20 protein-coding genes and 1 rRNA gene are annotated in these 18,028 nt (G+C 32.7%); 18 read left to right on the top strand and 3 right to left on the bottom strand.

Going from position 1 to position 18,028, the window contains the following annotated elements; translation table 11 throughout:
• Positions 1 to 2 precede the first annotated feature (2 nt).
• From rrf to P8V03_RS15245, 10 genes are all read left to right on the top strand, one after another.
• A 5S ribosomal RNA gene (gene rrf, locus P8V03_RS15290) occupies positions 3 to 119 on the top strand.
• Between the two features lie 165 nt (positions 120 to 284).
• On the top strand, positions 285 to 416 hold the full coding sequence (locus tag P8V03_RS15285) for a hypothetical protein (protein WP_318798832.1): 132 nt from the start codon (positions 285 to 287) through the stop codon (positions 414 to 416).
• 32 nt (positions 417 to 448) lie between these two features.
• Complete coding sequence (locus tag P8V03_RS15280) at positions 449 to 670, top strand: YdbC family protein (protein WP_318798831.1); 222 nt, start codon at positions 449 to 451, stop codon at positions 668 to 670.
• Between the two features lie 313 nt (positions 671 to 983).
• Positions 984 to 2,393: a PcfJ domain-containing protein gene (locus P8V03_RS15275; RefSeq protein WP_318798830.1), complete on the top strand. Its 1,410-nt coding sequence runs from the start codon at positions 984 to 986 to the stop codon at positions 2,391 to 2,393.
• A gap of 201 nt (positions 2,394 to 2,594) precedes the next feature.
• Entirely contained in the window at positions 2,595 to 3,146 is a 552-nt protein-coding gene (locus P8V03_RS15270; RefSeq protein WP_318798829.1) for a Uma2 family endonuclease, read from the top strand.
• A gap of 106 nt (positions 3,147 to 3,252) precedes the next feature.
• Positions 3,253 to 4,209 (top strand): helix-turn-helix transcriptional regulator, encoded by a 957-nt coding sequence (locus tag P8V03_RS15265; protein WP_318798828.1) that lies wholly within the window; start codon positions 3,253 to 3,255, stop codon positions 4,207 to 4,209.
• A 291-nt stretch (positions 4,210 to 4,500) separates the two neighbouring features.
• The gene (locus tag P8V03_RS15260) at positions 4,501 to 5,097 is read left to right on the top strand and encodes a GGDEF domain-containing protein (RefSeq protein ID WP_318798827.1); all 597 of its coding nucleotides are present in this window, start codon (positions 4,501 to 4,503) and stop codon (positions 5,095 to 5,097) included.
• Positions 5,098 to 5,287: 190 nt separating this feature from the next.
• On the top strand, positions 5,288 to 6,493 hold the full coding sequence (locus P8V03_RS15255) for a PDDEXK-like family protein (protein WP_318798826.1): 1,206 nt from the start codon (positions 5,288 to 5,290) through the stop codon (positions 6,491 to 6,493).
• 8 nt (positions 6,494 to 6,501) lie between these two features.
• The gene (locus tag P8V03_RS15250; RefSeq protein WP_318798825.1) at positions 6,502 to 6,795 is read left to right on the top strand and encodes a hypothetical protein; all 294 of its coding nucleotides are present in this window, start codon (positions 6,502 to 6,504) and stop codon (positions 6,793 to 6,795) included.
• Between the two features lie 113 nt (positions 6,796 to 6,908).
• Positions 6,909 to 7,028 carry a YjbQ family protein gene (locus tag P8V03_RS15245; RefSeq protein WP_428978983.1) on the top strand — a complete coding sequence of 40 codons (120 nt, stop codon included), beginning with the start codon at positions 6,909 to 6,911 and terminating at the stop codon, positions 7,026 to 7,028.
• 103 nt (positions 7,029 to 7,131) lie between these two features.
• Here P8V03_RS15245 and P8V03_RS15240 read toward each other — a convergent pair whose 3' ends face one another.
• Positions 7,132 to 7,986 (bottom strand): AraC family transcriptional regulator, encoded by an 855-nt coding sequence (locus tag P8V03_RS15240; RefSeq protein ID WP_318798824.1) that lies wholly within the window; start codon positions 7,984 to 7,986, stop codon positions 7,132 to 7,134.
• Between the two features lie 919 nt (positions 7,987 to 8,905).
• Between P8V03_RS15240 and P8V03_RS15235 the strand changes: the two genes are divergently transcribed.
• The 4 genes from P8V03_RS15235 to P8V03_RS15220 all read left to right on the top strand — a co-directional run bounded on the left by P8V03_RS15235 (position 8,906) and on the right by P8V03_RS15220 (position 12,321).
• Entirely contained in the window at positions 8,906 to 9,796 is an 891-nt protein-coding gene (locus P8V03_RS15235) for an SPFH domain-containing protein (RefSeq protein WP_318798823.1), read from the top strand.
• A gap of 332 nt (positions 9,797 to 10,128) precedes the next feature.
• Positions 10,129 to 10,956, top strand: coding sequence for a class I SAM-dependent methyltransferase (locus P8V03_RS15230; RefSeq protein WP_318798835.1), 828 nt, complete (start codon positions 10,129 to 10,131; stop codon positions 10,954 to 10,956).
• A 226-nt stretch (positions 10,957 to 11,182) separates the two neighbouring features.
• Positions 11,183 to 11,686, top strand: a complete 504-nt coding sequence (locus tag P8V03_RS15225; RefSeq protein ID WP_318798822.1) for a flavodoxin family protein — start codon at positions 11,183 to 11,185, stop codon at positions 11,684 to 11,686.
• Complete coding sequence (locus P8V03_RS15220) at positions 11,683 to 12,321, top strand: NADPH-dependent FMN reductase family protein (protein WP_318798821.1); 639 nt, start codon at positions 11,683 to 11,685, stop codon at positions 12,319 to 12,321. The genes P8V03_RS15225 and P8V03_RS15220 overlap by 4 nt, the downstream gene beginning before the upstream one ends.
• Before the next feature lie 145 nt (positions 12,322 to 12,466).
• On the opposite strand, the gene P8V03_RS15215 is transcribed toward P8V03_RS15220, so the two are convergent.
• Together P8V03_RS15215 and P8V03_RS15210 are read right to left on the bottom strand one after the other, a co-directional pair.
• Positions 12,467 to 13,123 (bottom strand): DNA alkylation repair protein, encoded by a 657-nt coding sequence (locus P8V03_RS15215; RefSeq protein WP_318798820.1) that lies wholly within the window; start codon positions 13,121 to 13,123, stop codon positions 12,467 to 12,469.
• A gap of 12 nt (positions 13,124 to 13,135) precedes the next feature.
• Positions 13,136 to 13,528: a pyridoxamine 5'-phosphate oxidase family protein gene (locus P8V03_RS15210; RefSeq protein WP_318798819.1), complete on the bottom strand. Its 393-nt coding sequence runs from the start codon at positions 13,526 to 13,528 to the stop codon at positions 13,136 to 13,138.
• 415 nt (positions 13,529 to 13,943) lie between these two features.
• On the opposite strand from P8V03_RS15210, the gene P8V03_RS15205 reads away from it, so the two are divergent.
• The 4 genes from P8V03_RS15205 to P8V03_RS15190 all read left to right on the top strand — a co-directional run bounded on the left by P8V03_RS15205 (position 13,944) and on the right by P8V03_RS15190 (position 17,998).
• The gene (locus P8V03_RS15205; RefSeq protein ID WP_318798818.1) at positions 13,944 to 15,887 is read left to right on the top strand and encodes an oxidoreductase; all 1,944 of its coding nucleotides are present in this window, start codon (positions 13,944 to 13,946) and stop codon (positions 15,885 to 15,887) included.
• Between the two features lie 114 nt (positions 15,888 to 16,001).
• On the top strand, positions 16,002 to 16,421 hold the full coding sequence (locus P8V03_RS15200) for a SpoVA/SpoVAEb family sporulation membrane protein (protein ID WP_318798817.1): 420 nt from the start codon (positions 16,002 to 16,004) through the stop codon (positions 16,419 to 16,421).
• 72 nt (positions 16,422 to 16,493) lie between these two features.
• A complete protein-coding gene (locus P8V03_RS15195) occupies positions 16,494 to 16,859 on the top strand; it encodes a SpoVA/SpoVAEb family sporulation membrane protein (protein WP_318798816.1) in 366 nt (121 codons plus the stop codon).
• 44 nt (positions 16,860 to 16,903) lie between these two features.
• The gene (locus P8V03_RS15190; RefSeq protein ID WP_318798815.1) at positions 16,904 to 17,998 is read left to right on the top strand and encodes an NAD(P)-dependent alcohol dehydrogenase; all 1,095 of its coding nucleotides are present in this window, start codon (positions 16,904 to 16,906) and stop codon (positions 17,996 to 17,998) included.
• The last annotated feature ends 30 nt before the right edge of the window (positions 17,999 to 18,028 follow it).

Genomic DNA, 18,028 nt, shown 5'->3' with positions numbered 1-18,028 from the left:
TATCTAGTGATTATGGCGAGAAGGCTACACCCGTTCCCATTCCGAACACGATGGTTAAGCTTCTCAGCGCCGATGGTACTGCTCGGGAGACTGAGTGGAAGAGTAGGACGTTGCTAGGTTATAGAAAAAAGACTAATTCAAAAGAAAATTTTGAATTAGTCTTTTTGTGCTATCTAGATGAAGCAACTATTTGTTTAAGTTTTATAAGTAAACACGCCACCTTAAAAAGTTTCCAACTAGTGACTATATTTTAAGGATTTGTTATAATTATTGGAGAAAATGACTTGTGGTATCAGCTGCATGAGTATGGAGTATATCATGATGAGGAAGTAAAAGAGATATTAACTAATGACAATTTACAAAACTATATGATTCACTATTTAGCTAGGAAAACATATGATCATGCTGATAAATAATTAAGATTTTGGTTAAAAGAGGAGATGTTAAATTGGCAGATATAAAATTTGAACTAAAAGAAACTATGGGGACTCTTTCAGAATCATCAAAGGGTTGGAAGAAGGAGTTGAACCTAGTAAGTTGGAATGATAAGGAACCTAAGTATGATATTAGAGATTGGGATTTAGAACATAAGAAAATGGGTAAAGGTGTTACCTTAAATGCTCAGGAATTAAAGAAACTTAGAGACATTTTAAATGAGATGGAATTGTAATACATTATAAAAATAGCACAATCTAAATTTAACTATAACAGTGCTCAAAATAAGGTAACATTGAATTTTTAAAGAGGAAGAAGCGTTAACAAGCAATCTAAAGATATGGCAGTTTCAGATCCAACGCTTATGTTAATGAAACAAGAAGGATCTGGGGAAAATAGATGAATGGATGGGTGCAGAGTTTTACTGGCCAGTGATTGTAACTCAACATAATGTTAGAACTACTGTATGCACGTCTGAAGTATTAACGTAAGAGGTTTTACTAATTATTTATGACATTAAATGAGAATCAATCATTGGGGGGACTTTTATGAATATAGCAGCTATTGCAGAAAATATAGGTTATGGAAAAGTAGTTACAGATATATATTCAGGAAATGTTAAATGCAGCTGTGGTAGGAAAATTAAGTTTAACGAACTTAGCTTAGGTGGCTTTGGTAATTCATTGAGTTGCAGTTGTGGAGATGAATTTTGGCCAGCGGATGAGGATATTGATGAATTATTAGTCTATGAAGGCTATGATTACATTATAAGTGAAGCTTTTGTAATGGTAAAGCAAAGAGTATATTCAAAAATTGACTGGAGGAAAAATAGACTTACCACCAGAAACTTAAAGGAATGTAATGAATATCTATACATAGATTTTGAAAATAACTTATTTGCGTATTTTGATGACAGAGGAAGAGGTATAAAAGACGGAGGAAAGAGTTTTTTTAAGAATATTAGTATAGAAGATATGAAAAACCTTTCCAGCCAGATTGAACTGTATTGCAGTAAAAATAAGATAGTTCCAAACTATGGTTCAATTCTGAAGAAGTTAAGTTCCTACTATAATACTTACGAGTATGAAATAATGTTAAAAAAAGTCTTAAGTGAATATTATGTAGAATCTTTTGCAAAAGAGGGCTTAAGTTATTTAATTGAATATAATTTTTTGCATAGTTTACAAATACTTGAGAAAACAATATATATTGATAAAGCAGCAACTACCTGCAGCAAGATTCTTGGAGTTCCCAAGAAAGTAATTTGCTATATACGGGAGAATAGATTAAAGGCAAGTAATATTCTTGAACTGCAGAGGTTTTTTAGAGAAAATAATTATAATGATTTTAAAGAGTTCTTATGCAGTGAAAATAGTATTTTTGAAGTAAGTGATTTGCATTATTTGAATTTTCTATTGAGAAATGGGTATTCTGCTCATAGACTGAATAAATATGCTGCGGAGATAATTAATGAAGAGGATTTAGGAAAAAGCAGTTTTTTAACTTATCTTGTTGATTCTGTTAGGATGAGTAAAGCAGGAGATTTAGAATTTAAGTTATATGGTAGGAGATTAAAGCAAAGACATGATGAGCTTGCATCCAAATATAAACTAGTAAAAAATGAAATTATTAATAAAAAACTGCTGGAAATAAGCAGGGATATAGTTGTTAACCAATATGGTGATAAGTATGTTGCAATTATTCCGAAGTCGGTGAAGGACTTTGAAGAAGAAGGACAAAATCAAAAAAATTGTGTATTGAGCTATGCTGAGTCTATGGTTAATGGGGATATTATAATATTATTCATAAGAGATAAAAATGAATTAGATAAAAGCTACATAACTCTTGAAATACGAAAGAAAAAAATAGTGCAGGCTAAAAAGTTTGCAAATGGATCTATAAATTATGAAGATAAGGAGTATTTAGAAGGATTAGCTAAAGCTAATAAATGGCTGTAAGGTATTTATGGTTTTATCTATAGAAGCTTTCAGGAGTTCTATAGATAAGGATGTACCTAAAGGCATCAGTCTCGAAAATAAAATTTAAGATTCCTCAGATTGATTACAAACCCCTATATTCTCTCAATATAAAGAATTGATAAGTGGTAATAATATATATAATGGAATTATATATATTATATAGTGTTAGGAGATGGAAAAATGGAACCTATTAGAAATGCATTTATAACACCAAAACAGTTTGAAGAGATTCAAAGCAAATATGACGGAATTTGTGAATATCTAAATGGAGAGATACTATTTAGTTCCAGAACATCTCAGAGTCACAATAGAATAGTAAGAAGAATTTTATCAAAATTGGATTCGTATTTTGACGGGAGTAAGTTTGAACCTTTTTCTGAACAGATAGAGGTTATATTTAAGAATGAAAATGAACAGTACAATTTATTACCTGATATTTTTGTTATGTGTGAAGATGCTCAAACTTTAGGTGAAAGCTTTATTTCATCACCAAAGATGATTTTTGAAGTGGTGTCTGAAAAATATTCTGATAATGATTATTTTATTAAGGCTCGCATATATCAAAAATTTGGAGTTTTAGAATATAATATAGCTGAACCAGGTGGCTCAATAACTCAATATACTTTAGTTAACGGAAGTTATGGAACACCAAGGGTATTTTTCTCTAAAGACACTTATATAAGTACTGTTTATGAGGATTTAAGAATTGAACTTAAAAACATATTTAAATAACAGTAGAATAAGGCTATTAAGAGTAATATCTTCTCTATAATTTATTGATTAAGTATACTATAAATAGGATATGAAAATCGAGTTTTACGTTCAACTGGAGGCTTTTATGAGTAAACTAGCAAATATACTAAAAATGATAATTCTGCTAAAGTGCAGAGGTAAAATGAAAATTAAGGATTTAGCAGAAGCATTAGAAATAAATGAAAGAATGGTTAGAAAGTACAAAGATGATTTGGAACAAGCGGGGATTTATTTAAGTTCTACCTCAGGGATAAATGGTGGTTATTTTATTGAAAGTGACACCTCAATTTTAAATTTTGGTATAGGTAAGGAGGAATATAGAGCTTTTATAATGGCACAGGAGGAGCTTAAGGACAACGGATTCATACTAATAAAGGAATATGAAAGTGCTTTAGATAAAATAGGTGCTGCTTTAGAGGAAAAGAGTTTCGATAAAGCAGAGACTATGAATATTGGATCCAAACCCAATATAGATTTAGATTCTGAAAGAAAAAAATATTTAGATATCCAGGCTGCCATAGTTACCAAGAAAAAAATTAGAATGAGTTACTTTTCGCTAACTTCAGGGGTACACGAAAGGGTTGTAAGACCTTATGCAGTATTTAGGTACAGCGGATTCTGGTATTTTATAGGTTATTGTCAGTTGAGAGATGAAATAAGAGAATTTAAAATAGCCCGGATAAAGAACTATGAGATTCTAGAAGAAAAGTTTGAGAAGCCCAAACATTTTAATTTAAAAGTCTATATGAAAAATGGAATGGGAATTGTTTATGATGATAAAGTATTTGATGTGAAAATTAAAATAAATTATCCTACATCAATAAGGGTAATGGAAAAAGTTTGGGTAGAAAATCAAAAAATACACTTTAATGATAAGGATAACTCAATAACATTTGAAGCTAAAACTACAGGGATAGAGGACATAAAGAAATGGGTGCTTGGGATGGGATCTGATGCTGAGGTAATAGAACCTGAAAATTTGAAAACTTCAGTAATAGAAGAGATAAATAAAATAAAGGCTATTTATTGTAAAGAGAATTAAATAGTAGTTAATTATAAGCAAAGGACAAGCTGTCGGCAATTATATTTCGCTGACAGCTTTTTTAATTGTAGTAATGCTGCGTATTTTTAATAAACTGTACTTATTAAAATGTATTGTGACATAAATAAGGCCGCAAGGGATGATACAATAGAATTACTAAAGTCAACAGTAGAAGTTAAAAATAAAATTTAATTATTATAAAGTTACAAAAACAAAGTACATTAGGGGGAGCCTAGAAAAGTGAATTAGCTTTTTAGAATTTAAAGATAAATATTGGGGGTAAGAGTTTAAATGAATTATGAGAGTATGAATAAAGAAACTCTTGTTAAAATCTTAAGAGAAAAGGATAACCTGTTAGAAAAATTAACTTCTGAAAGGAAAAAATTGAATTACTATGCAAACATAGATCCTATGACTGGTGTACTAAATAGAAGGTCAGGATTGGAGTTACTAAGTAAAGAATTTGGACTATCAGAACATAATGATAGAAATCTAGTTGTTTCTTTTGTTGACGTAGATAGATTAAAAATAATAAATGATAACTTTGGACATGAAGAAGGAGATAAACTTTTAATAAGTGTGGCACAAATCCTTAAAGAAAGCATTAGAAAAACTGACTTTGTAATTAGGATGGGGGGAGATGAATTTATAGTGGTATTTCCTAAAACAACAATAGAAGAGGTTAATAAAGCATGGCATAGAATTTTAAAGAAAGTGGAAGAGATTAATAAAAATAATGATAGTTATGATTTTAGCTTGAGTTATGGAGTTTATGAATATAACAAAGAAACAGAAAAGGGAGTGTCCATTACAGACATAATAAAAAAGGCTGATACAGAAATGTATAAGGAAAAGAAATTAAAAAATGAATATTTTTCTAAAGTCTGAAGTTTATGCTACAATTGTTTCTACAAGGATTTATCAATTTTATAAATTAAAGATCAAGCTTGGTATATATGCTATGTATAAATTACAAAAGATAAGTTTATTCAATAATATACCATTATAAAAATAAAAGCTGATATGTTAAAATTAAGCATAGCAGAAACAAGTTTAAATATAAAAGAATGGTGAAGTTATGGAAATTATCAATGAGAAAAAATGCCTTGAAAATTTTATTTATAATAATGAAGATATGGAAAAATTAGAGGCAATAACTAATGAATTTAATATTTTTTCGGCACTGAATATAATAAGGAAAGAAGTTCGTCATTCAGACTTTTTAGCATGGCTCCTGAATCCTCTAGAGAGTCATGGCTTAGGAGACTATTTTCTTAAATTGCTTTTAAAGGATGTTTGCATAAGAAACAATAATGACTCTATATCAATATTTGATGTAGATGGTATTAATTTCGATAACGCTGCAGTACTCAGAGAATGGCATAATATAGACATATTTATTAAAGACGATAGTTCAAAAATATTATGTGTAATTGAAAATAAAATTGATACTTCTGAGCATAGCAATCAACTTCAAAGATATAGGGATATAGTGGATAAGGAATTTATCGAGTATAAAAAAGTCTTTGTATATCTAACCAAATATAAAGAAATCCCTTCCGATGAAGAGTACATACCTTATGGATATAAGGATATCGTTAATTTAATAGAAAAGCTAGTAAACAATAAAAAAGATAAACTAAGTGAAAGAATTTTATATGCAATAAGTGATTATAAAGAGATGGTTAGGAGATATATCGTGGAAAATTCTGAAATACAAGAAATTTGTAAAAAAATATATAAGCAACATAAAAAAGCATTAGATTTAATTTATCAATATAAACCGGATATACAATCAGAAGCAGTTGAATGTATTACAAGTGTATTAAACGAAAATAGGGAAACTATTTCTATGGATGATTCAGCAAAAGCATATTTAAGATTCATACCTAAAGAACTGGATTTTTTACCTAAAACATGTTCATGGACAAGTAGTAACAGAATCTTATTATTTGAAATAAGAAATTTGGTACGTCCTGTAGATAAAATAGAAATGTTATTACTTGTAGGACCTTGTGAGCAAAATATTAAAGATACCTTATTCGAACTGGCTCAAAATAACTCTGAAATTTTAAAGGTCAATAGCAAGCAAACTGCAAAATGGTGTTGTATTTATAAAAAAACACTAATAGATATGAAGAAGTATGATGATGAAGAGGAAAATGGGGAGCAAATAAAAGAAGATCTTACAAAAAATTTAGAGAAATTTATAAATATAGAATTGCCTAAAATAATTAGTGATATTAAAAAATGTGAGCAAGTGTTTGTGAAGGAAAGAGGGTAGGTATTTTTATGTCATGGATAGATATCACTGAAGAGGATAAAAAAATTTTTGAAGAATACAATTTGCCAGCATTTGAGTATCTCTATTTATGGCAATACTTATCAACTTACCAGAGATACAAAGCTAATAGAATATCTGATTTATTATTGCAGATAGAGTATGTAATTAATGGCTTGAATCGGACTAAAAGATTGCCACCGAATTACAAGTATTTACTTAAAGGGAAAAGGTGGAATGGATTCGAGGGAATAATTATTGAAAAGGAGGAACATCCACCATACTATGTTAGTAAAAAAGTATAGAATAGATCACATCTATATTATAAAAACCACAAAAGCTCAACAGTTTATAGATGCAACAGAGATTGTGCAGGAATAGGTAGAAAAAGTAAAATTAAAAATCGAATAACTATAGTCTGTGCGCCTCGTACCGCAGCTGGAGTAACAATAAACTAAAGTTAGGAAGCTGGCAGAGTATATATTTCTGTGAATTTGATGGACAAAGAACTAGAGTGTTCTATGTAAAAATAATTTAAAAGCCAATGCTTAGCAACTAAGCATTGGCTTAAAATTTCTAAAAATAATCTCAAAAATACCGGTACTATAACTTTGACAACTTTATCATAGTATTACGTAATTTTACTTCCTTACAGGAATCCAAAGTTCACATCTATAATCAGGGGAGGACATATCTCCTATAGGAAATACATCAATATCCGGTGCACAATCATGCTGATATCCAGTAGAAGGCATCCACTCTGAATATATTCTTCTAAGAAGCTCATGTAAAGCTTCAGGAACTGGACCTACTGATTCAAATACAGCCCAGGTTGCAGCAGGGATGGTTGCGGAAATATATCCTTTCGGAAGGGGATCCTTTATTTCCTCAACTGCTATCATATAATTAAATTCATCTGTAAATTTATCAAAGTCCTTAGATACACCTAGAACACCAAGCTTGCCTGCCTTTGATGTAAGCCAATCATAGGAACCATCAGCCATACAATCGTACCAAAACTTAGGCACTTGTTTAAAGTTCTCTTCTCCGGACATTGTCATTCTTTTCTGCTTACCTACTACTTTAAAGCTTCCTTTTTCAACAATCTTATAATTCATATCTTTATCTCCTTTTATTGAAATATGAAAGGACAGCTTAGGATATGCCTTGAGACTTGCGCCCTGCTCTCGAGCTGCAGTAGGGCTTATTCCATGCAGTTTTTTAAAAGCCTTTGTAAAGGACTCTGGTGTTTCATAGCCATACTTATAGGCTACATTAATTATTTTTTCACCGGACAAAATATCCTGTGCAGCCAGTGTAAGTCTTCGTCTCCTTATATATTCTGCTACTGTAACACCGGTTATCATATGATACATACGCTGAAAGTGAAAAGGAGACGATAAGGCAATTTTTGATACCTTTTCAATATCAAATTTTTCATTAATGTTATCCTCTATATATTCAACTGCATTGTTCATTGCTTTAAGCCAATCCATAAAGCCACTCCTCTCTACATCTATAATAAATCTTTTACAGTTAGTTAGCCTGTCTTTAAATGCTATCTGATGACAGCTTTAAATAACTATTGGTATTTATTAGTTCTGTTGTTTTAATAATATTTTACCATACAGAAGCAATGATATAAGTTTCTACCAAAGGCATAGAGAAGAGGAAAACGTTTATCGCCTTTAGTCATTAGTAAAGTGATTAGTTTATCTTTGCACACTTTAGCACTTTAAGAATATCAAAATTAAACTAATTTAAATCTGGTTTTAAGGTGTATTTTTCAATCACAATGAATGCTGCTATAAATATTTCATACTTTATAAGCATAGGAATTAAATAGGCCAAGCACCAAAAATTCACCAATCCATGCAAGACTTCCTGAGAATAAATAAAAAATCAAAAGCGTGGAAACTTTATATTTGTTCCTTTTTATATATATGGCATAGGCAGCAATACTTACACCAAGAACGGCTAAACAAATATACCAAAATATATTTTTCATAGGACATCTCTAAAACATTAATTATATGTATAGTAATCTCTATTGTTTACTTTTAAGTGGTGTGATATTCAACAAAAGGCTATAGTCCCTTTAAATAGGACTTTCTTTGGTCGTTATGAATAGTCTTATGGTATAGGTGTGCTGACACATTGATTAATTTAAAAGGTATGTTATTACTTGTAATAAGATGAATTTTTAACTAAGGAAAATGATGGGAGAGGACATCAAGTGAATTCTGCTGCTTACCAGTAAAATCTGTGATATATAGATAATATTAACTAATTTTAGCCCAAGTAGGATATAATAAATTATAGACTAAATACATTATATTCAGTCTATGTATAAATTAAGTAAAATAAATAGGTATATAGTAATATGTACTAGATATTTTAAGGAGGTAGTTACTTATGAAGGAAGTGGAAATTAAAACTAGTTCGGGGATTAGCATATTCTTTATTAATTTACTATTATTTATTTTAGCAGCTGCCCTATTTATTATAGGTATTAATGCAGGAAACAATGGGTCTACAAAACTATCTGTAATATTAATTATTATTGCCGTCATCAGCTTTGTAATATGGATACTGATGTTTCCGGGTTTTTTCATTCTTCAACCTAATGAAGGAGCTGCACTTGTCCTTATGGGAGCATACAAGGGAACAGTTAAACAATCAGGTTGGCATTGGGCAAACCCATTTTATACTAAAAGGAAGGTTTCTCTACGGTCTAGAAACCTTAATGGTGAAAGGTTGAAGGTTAATGATGAAATGGGTAATCCCATTGAAATTGCCACTGTTGTTGTTTGGAAGGTTAATAATACTGTGGAAGCATTGTTTAATGTTGAAAATTACTCAGAATTTGTAAAAGTACAAAGCGAGTCTGCCTTAAGACACCTAGCTGGCATGTACCCTTATGATATAACTGATGATACAAAACAAATTTCTCTTAGAGGAAGTGCAGATGAAGTTTCAGAAGCACTAAAAAATGAGCTTCAGGAAAGGGTTGGAAAAGCAGGAGTGATTGTTGAAGAAGCAAGGCTTAGCCATCTTGCCTATGCCCCAGAAATTGCCGCATCGATGCTTCAAAGACAGCAGGCAGCTGCTATAATTGCAGCACGCCAGAAGATCGTTGAAGGAGCAGTGGGGATGGTTGAAATGGCTATTAATAAATTAGGTGAAAATAAAGTAGTAGATTTAGATGACGAAAGAAAAGCAGCTATGGTAAGCAACTTAATGGTTGTGCTTTGTGGTGAAAGGTCTACCCAGCCTATTGTTAACACTGGAACACCTCATAATTAGAGGCTGCATAATAGTAATATAACTGTCCTAGTAGTGACAAAGTATAAATTGAAAACATAAATTGCTAATTCAGGAGTTGAATATGTAATTGATCATATAACAGCAAGCCAATGCTTAACGTACAAAGCATTGGCTTGAAATCTCTAAAGATAACCTTCAAAATACTGACACCTATCTTTCGATAGGTGGGTACCTCCCAGAACTTAACACAGTTGAAGCGAACAGCTGCTTGGACTTTAACTCTAGTATATGATATAATACCACTTAACCCCACAAAGAAAGATTTTGTATTTAATAATTTTAAAAATAAAACAGAAGAGGAAGATAAAAACATGACAATGGAATTGGAGAAATACTATAATAAGTTTTGTGAGGATAAGAGATTGACAAGAAAATATGGACAAGTTGAATATATAACTTCTATGAAATATATTCATGAGTATTTAGGGAATAATAAGAAGGCAAAAATCTTAGATGTTGGTGCAGGGACAGGCAGATATTCTGTACAGTTAGCAAATGAAGGATATGATGTTACTGCAGTTGAACTTGTGAAACATAACCTAGGTATTTTAAAGTCAAAAGGAAGTACAGCAAAAGCCTTTCAGGGAACAGCATTAGATTTATCAAGATTTTCAGAAAATACTTTTGATATGACCTTGGTGTTTGGACCAATGTATCATTTATATACATTGGAGGATAAGGTAAAAGCCCTTCAAGAGGCAAAAAGAGTAACAAAGCCTAGCGGTGTTATCTTAGTAGCATATTGTATGAACGAATATAGTGTGTTAACCTATGGGTTTAAGGAAAATAATATTCGTGACTGTATTGAGAATGGGAAACTTACTGATGATTTTCATGTTATATCAGAACCGAAAGATTTATATGATTATGTAAGAATTGAAGATATTAATAAATTAAATGAAGAAGCAGGACTTAGGAGAATAAAAATAATTGCAGCGGATGGACCAGCTAATTATATGAGACAAGTTATAAATGCTATGGATGAAGAGACATTTCAAGTTTTTCTTAATTATCACTTTTCCACCTGTGAAAGACCAGATTTGCTTGGAGCAAGTGCACATACATTAGACATTTTGATAAAGGAATCAAGTGAGGAAGATGCAGTAATTGAGGCTAAAGAAGTGGAATTACTTGATTGAGAATAATAAATCACATGAGGGTTGAACCTTATGTGATTTTTTGATACAACTCTCAAAAATGGTAAAAAAGAAAGTTATTACAGGTAAAAAAAGGATGTAATATTAAAATGTGAAGTATAATTAAAGCAGAGGAGTTTAGCTAGGAAAGACACAGAAATCACTATTTTAAAGTTAAAATATGAAACCATAAAACAATATTAATTATTAGTGAAAGGAATTGTTAGACATGAAATTACTCATACATGATTTAGAAACTAAGGATTTTGAAAAATTATATCCTAATTCATTAGATGAGACAATGATTATTTCTAATGATGGTACTATACATCACTGCATAGGATGCTTTGGATGCTGGGTGAAGACACCTGCAGCCTGTGTAATAGGTGATAAATACGGAGATATGGGAAAATCTCTATCAAAATGTAAAGAGGTAACTATTATAAGCAGATGTTGTTACGGTGGATTTAGTCCATTTGTAAAAAATGTGTTGGATAGAAGTATTTCCTACGTACACCCTTACTTTGCAACAAGGAATGGAGAGATGCATCACCGTAGACGATACGAAAATCATTTTGATATGAGGGTATGGTTTTATGGTGAAAATATAATGGAAAGAGAAAAGCAAACTGCTAAAAGGTTGGTAAAAGCAAATTCTATCAATTTAGATTGTAAAGTTTGTGGTATTACATTTGTTAACAGTATTGAGGAAATGGAGGGGCAGATTCTATGAAGATAGCTCTTATAAATGGAAGCCCAAAAATGAAAGACAGTGCGTCTAACTATATCTTACAGGAATTGAAGGCTTTTTTGGAGAAGAATAGTAATATAATTACTGAATATTACTTTAGAAAGCCACAGTTGAGTAAAAAAGAGATGGAAGAACTAATAGAGTATGATATTTTAGTATTTGCATTTCCTCTATATGTGGACGGAATTCCATCTCATTTGTTAAATTGCCTTATTCAATTAGAAGGGTATTTTGCAAACATAAAGGAAAAAGAAATTATGGTTTATTCCTTGGTTAACTGTGGGTTTTATGAAGGTCATCATAATGAATTAGCAATTGAAATGATGGAAAATTGGTGTGCAAAAGCAGGACTTAGGTGGGGACAGGGGATTGGTATTGGAGCAGGCGGAATGCTCCCAGCTTTGAATAATGTTCCAATTGGTCATGGGCCTAAGAGAAACTTAGAAAAGGTATTAAAAAAACTTGCAGATAATATAGTGAAATGTACTTCAGAAGAGAATATATTTACTACAGCAAACTTTCCAAGAGTATTATATAAACTTGCCGCAGAAATGGGATGGCGACGATCAATTAAAGCAAATGGTTTAAAGAGAAAAGATCTATTTTTAAGAAAATAGGAAGGTTTCAAGTGCTTAAGAAGATTTATGAAATAAAAAGTAGATGTAAAAAACCTATGCTTAGAAATCGTTATCCAGGGACGTAGCCGCTCCTTACTCCGAGGGAGTATTAGAGCGGGTAGTCATCGGATAAATCTTATTATGATTATAAATATTTACTGCCTTCTTTTGCACTTAGGGGATGTAAAGTATTATTATCAATAAAACTTTTCACCCATTCTTTGTTTGTTTTGGAGAACTCCCTTAGTATCCAGCCAATAGCTTTATTGACAAAAAATTCTTTAGTATCTTTATTTTCAAGAATAATCTTTTCTAAAAGCTCAGTATCTGTTTTTTCTTTATATTTAAGCTGAAAAAGAAGAGATGTACGCCTTAACCATATATTGTCATTGATACACCATTTCATAATATATTCTTCAATTAAATAGGGATATTTACTACAAAGTTCTCCTACTACCTTTGGTGCTAGAATATCCGCAGCATCCCACCAGGACTTAGTAACAATAAGTTTTTCTATTTTTTCAATTTCAGTATCTAACATATAATCTTTCATTGCTACTAGGTAGTCAGCAGCGAGATATTGAAATTCACGCTCTGGCAAAGCCCAACATTTAAATACAAAATCCCAGTCAATTTCCTTTTTCTTTTTAGCTTCCTTTATAAAAGCTTTTTGTAACTCATTTCGTTTAGGTCTTTTCAACCCAAGAAAAGGGAATTGATTTTTCATATATGCAGACATAGGTAAAGCATTTTCCTCTGATTTATTTCTATAAAAAATCTCAACAATATCCACTTGATTCATGGCGATTTTAGGTTAAAACTTAACTACTCTAGGAGCAGTTGTAAATGAAGAAATTGTAGCTACTACCTCTTTTAAGTATAATACTTGAGTGTTTTCATCTGTTGCAGAATACATTGATTGTAAACTAGGATAACTGTCAAGCATACTTTGTTTTGCTTCTACACGGTCATCTTCAACGGCTACTGCCTGAACACGAATCCACTGACCATCATACATACCACAAATTTCAATCTTAGGATTTTTCATCATTTGTTTGGAAACATCTTTAGACTTTCCTGTCTGAATATATAATTTGCCTTCAAATATGTTAACTGTTCCAAAAGGACGTACTCTTGGTTGATCACCGTCCATTGTTGCGAGATAGTAAGTCTCACATTTCTTTAAAAATTTATAAACTTCTTCCATTAGTAATACCTCCAATACTTTAATATTTACATTTTTAGTACTTATAGTAGAATTATACCACTAAGACTGCTAAATACAAGTGATGGATGCAAGTAAAAAATAGCTTTAGTAGAAGAAGATGAAAGAACGACACTTTGCCTTTTCATAGCGGCCGGTGTTGATATAATACAAAAAAAAGTTGTAGTTATTACAAATATTATGAGTTTGATATATCTTTATCAAGATTATAAAATTAATGTATAACCTAGATTATAGGTTTTCAAATTGAAAGATGGTAGTTTTATATCAAACTTTAATAAATTCCCTCATGTTTTTAGCCCTTAAAAGTAGGAAATAGGGTTATTAAAAACCCTATTCAATTACACATGGGTTGTTAAGAAAATATCAATTTTAAATAAAAAAGGAGGAAAAAGATATGAAGAACAAATATTATCCACATCTTGCAAGTCCTATTAAGATCAACGGAGTTACTTTTAAAAACAGAATTTTTGGTGCACCAATGTCCAATCCGGAATTAGACCCAGACTGCAATATGCGTAAAGAAGACGTGGCATTTCATGAAAATCGTGCACAGGGTGGTCTTGCCAGTGTAGCCATTGGTCTTGGTATTGTAGATCCCATTGGTCGTACACACACTAAGGAAATAAAACTCTATGACGTAATGTCTCTCCCTTCACTTAGGGAAGCTGCAAATGCTATGCATCGTCACAATTGTAATGCAGTAATGGAGCTAGCTCACGGGGGGAAATATGGGAATGCCCGTGGTCATAACAATGCTGATGGCACATTAATTGGTCCAAATGATGAAGTAAATCCAGAAGGACTTCAGGTTCGCAGCATGACAGAGGAGGATATCTACAGAGTTGCGGATTGTTTTGCTGAAAGTGCAAAGCTTACGAAAGAAGCTGGCTTTGACATGGTACTTATCCACGGTGGTCATGGATGGCTGCTTGGTCAGTTCAGTTCTCCAACGATGAATCATAGAACAGATAAATGGGGAGGCAGTCTGGAGAATCGTATGCGTTTCTCAATGCTTGTAATAGAAAAAGTACGTGAAGCTGTTGGACCTAATTATCCAATCGAATTCCGTATGAGTGGAGCAGAGTATACGAAAGACGGATACACAATCGAAGAGGGTATCGAGATGGCCAAAATGCTGGATGGGAAGGTGGATATTATCCATGTTTCTGCTGGTATTCATGAAGACCCGGAGGTATTTACACTTACTCACCCATCTATGTTTATTGAACATGGATATAATGTATATCTTGCCTCTGAAATTAAAAAGCATGTTAAGACACCGGTTGCCACATTAGGGGGACTAAATGATCCGGACATGATGGAAGAAATTATTGCTTCGGGAAAAGCAGATATCATACAGGTTGCACGTCAATCATTAGCTGATCCATATTTCCCAGAGAAAGCATTTTCGGGAAATGCAGATGATATTAATCGTTGCTGCCGCTGCTACACCTGTTTCTTCAACTATTTAACGAACAGAACATTCTGTTGTGCCTTTAACCCAGTTGTTGGTAACGAACTAGAAAATAAGCATGCATTCCCAGCTACAACACCAAAGAAAGTTATCGTAGTGGGTGGCGGCCCAGGCGGTATGGAAGCAGCTATTACAGCGGCTAATCGAGGCCATTCTGTTACTCTTTATGAGAAAAACAGCGAACTTGGTGGACAACTTCTTTCTGAACAGTATATTCCTTTTAAACAGGATATGTTCAACTTTGTAAAGGTATTAAAAGGACGTTTGGAGAAATCAGCCGTTGATGTCCGTTTGAATACAGAGCTTACTGCTGAACAGGCAGCAGCAGAGAATGCTGATGTTGTTATTACAGCTATTGGTGCTAAACCGATTGTTCCACCAATTCCAGGAATTGATAATGAGAAAGTTGTTGGTCTTGAAGCTCTTCATCAGAAAGTTCCTGCACTTGGACAGAAGGTTGTTATCCTTGGTGGTGGTCTTGTTGGATGCGAATGTGCAATTTATCTGGATAGTCTTGGAAAGGATGTTACAATCGTTGAGATGAAAGGCGACTGGGCAGCAGATTCCTATTTTATGCACAAAAATGCAATGATAAGAGCAATGCGTGACAGCAATATCAAGATTAATATAAATACAAAGGCAAAGGCCGTTACAGCTGAGGGACTTGTCTGTGAGACAATGGATGGTGAAGTTACTTTTGAAGCCGACAGCATTTTGTTATCAGCAGGTGTGAAAGCTGACCGTGAAGTTGCAGACAGCTTCTATAACACAGCACCACGTGTATTTGAAACAGGCGACTGTATTAAGCCAGGTCGTGTGGTTGAGGCAGTTACAAACGGATACTACCGTGCACTGGATATTTAAATAGACAAGAATAATAATAATTTTACTTAGAATTTATAAAAAGGGCTTATTATCTGTAAATTAATAAGCTCTTTAAAAATAAAAATGTATAGATTAATTTTGAAGGGTGGTATTATGGACGATATAAAAATTCAAACTACAAATAGTTCGCCAAAAGAGGTTGAGGCTAGAGACGAAAATTCGGCATGGTTCAAGAGTTGCCTATATGCAGGATTAATTGGTGGATTGATCTCTGTATTTGCTCATATTTTATCCATAATATATATAGCTGCAGGAGTGCCCAATGACATTTCTTTAGTAGTAACTCTTTCTACGCTTCTATTATTAGGTGCTCTTACTACAGGTCTTGGGTGGTATAGTAAATTAGACAAGTATGGCCCAGCTGGAGGTATGTTACCCACAACTGGTCTTTCCGGTGCAATAACAGGTAGTGCAATGCAATCTAAAAAAATGGTGAACCTTTTTTTGAAAATGTTTACAAAGGATTTATGTCAGTTGCTCCAATTTTATTTTGGGGTTGGGTTACATGTGTAGCTGCAGGTATAATAATGGGATTGGCTAAGGGATAATTATTTATTAAAAAATAAGGATAAGGTGATGTTTCCTATGGATTTTATTAAAGTATTCATTACAGGCAGTATCATATGCTTTCTTGGACAACTTTTACTGACAAAATTTAAACTAACTCCACCTAAAATGCTGACAACAATCATTATTACAGGAGGGCTACTGCAGATTCTAGGCCTATATGATTATATTATAGCCTTTGGGGGAGAAGGTGCTCAGGTTCCAATTTCAGGTTTGGGAGCTTTGTTTGCTAATGCAGTTAAAACAGGAGTAGCTGAACATGGAATACTGGGAGTATTTATGTTTAATAACATTTTTTATAAAATATCAGGATTTGTTATTTTAATTGCTGTAGTTGTCTCTATAATTGCATCAATGCTTTTTAGTACTATAAAAGAAAAATAATAATATCAACATTAATGATAATAAACAAAAAAGGGGGAATTATTATGAAAATAAAAGCAGCAGTAGTTCATGAAAAAGGACAAGATTTTCAAATTGAGGAGGTAGAATTAGCACCACCAAAGGCGGATGAAATACTTGTAAAAATAGTATCAAGTGGTGTTTGTCATACTGATGAAGTTGCAAAACTACAAGTGATTCCGGTAGCTTTACCAGCAGTACTTGGACATGAAGGTTGTGGTATTGTAGAAGAGGTTGGTAGTGCTGTTACTGAGTTTAAAAAAGGTGACCCTGTTGGATTTTCCTTTGGATTTTGTGGACGTTGTGAAAACTGTCTAAGTGCCCATCAGCATGCCTGTGAGAATTTTAATGCAATTAATTTTGGCGGTGTGATGAGTGACGGCACAAAGCGTCTTTCCCAAAATGGACAAGAGATATCTTCTTTCTTTGGACAATCCTCCTTTGCAACTTATGCAGTGGTAAATCAAAACAGTGCAGTAAAAGTTGATGATGATATAGAGCTTGCATTGGTAGGACCTCTAGGCTGTGGTATTCAAACAGGTGCAGGTGCTGTATTAAATAGGTTAAATCCAAAGTTTGGTTCTACTATTGCGGTATTTGGATGTGGAACTGTAGGAATGAGTGCTATTATGGCAGCTAAAATTACAGGGTGTTCAAAAATTATTGCAGTAGGAGGAAATCCAAGCAGTTTAGAACTTGCAAGAGACCTTGGAGCAACCCATACTATAAACAGAAAAGAAACTGAGGATATAGTTGGCGAAATTAAGAAAATCACAAATGGAGGATGCCACTATGCAATTGATACCACTGGGGTTGCTGATTTTGTAAAGAAAGCCCTTGCCTCTGTCCGTTTCTTAGGTACTGCAGTGGTGCTAGGGGCAACTGGAGATTTGACCATTAATGTACAAGAAGAATTAATGGGCGAAGCAAAATCTCTAATTGGTGTTGTAGAAGGTGATTCTGTTCCAAAGTTATTTATTCCTCAATTAATTCAATACTACAAAGAAGGTAGATTTCCATTTGATAAATTAATTAAATTCTATGATTTTGAGGATATTAACAAAGCCTTTGAAGACTCTCACAATGGTAAAGTTATTAAAGCTGTATTAAAAATAAATTAAATAGAAGTAAAAAGGGCTGTCAAACTAAAA

Origin of the sequence: Clostridium tanneri, from assembly GCF_033659955.1 — a bacterium.
In the GTDB taxonomy this organism is placed as follows: Bacteria; Bacillota; Clostridia; order Clostridiales; family Clostridiaceae; genus Clostridium_AM; species Clostridium_AM tanneri.
Note: the sequence above shows the minus strand (reverse complement) of the source record. Positions and strands in the feature narration are given on the sequence as shown.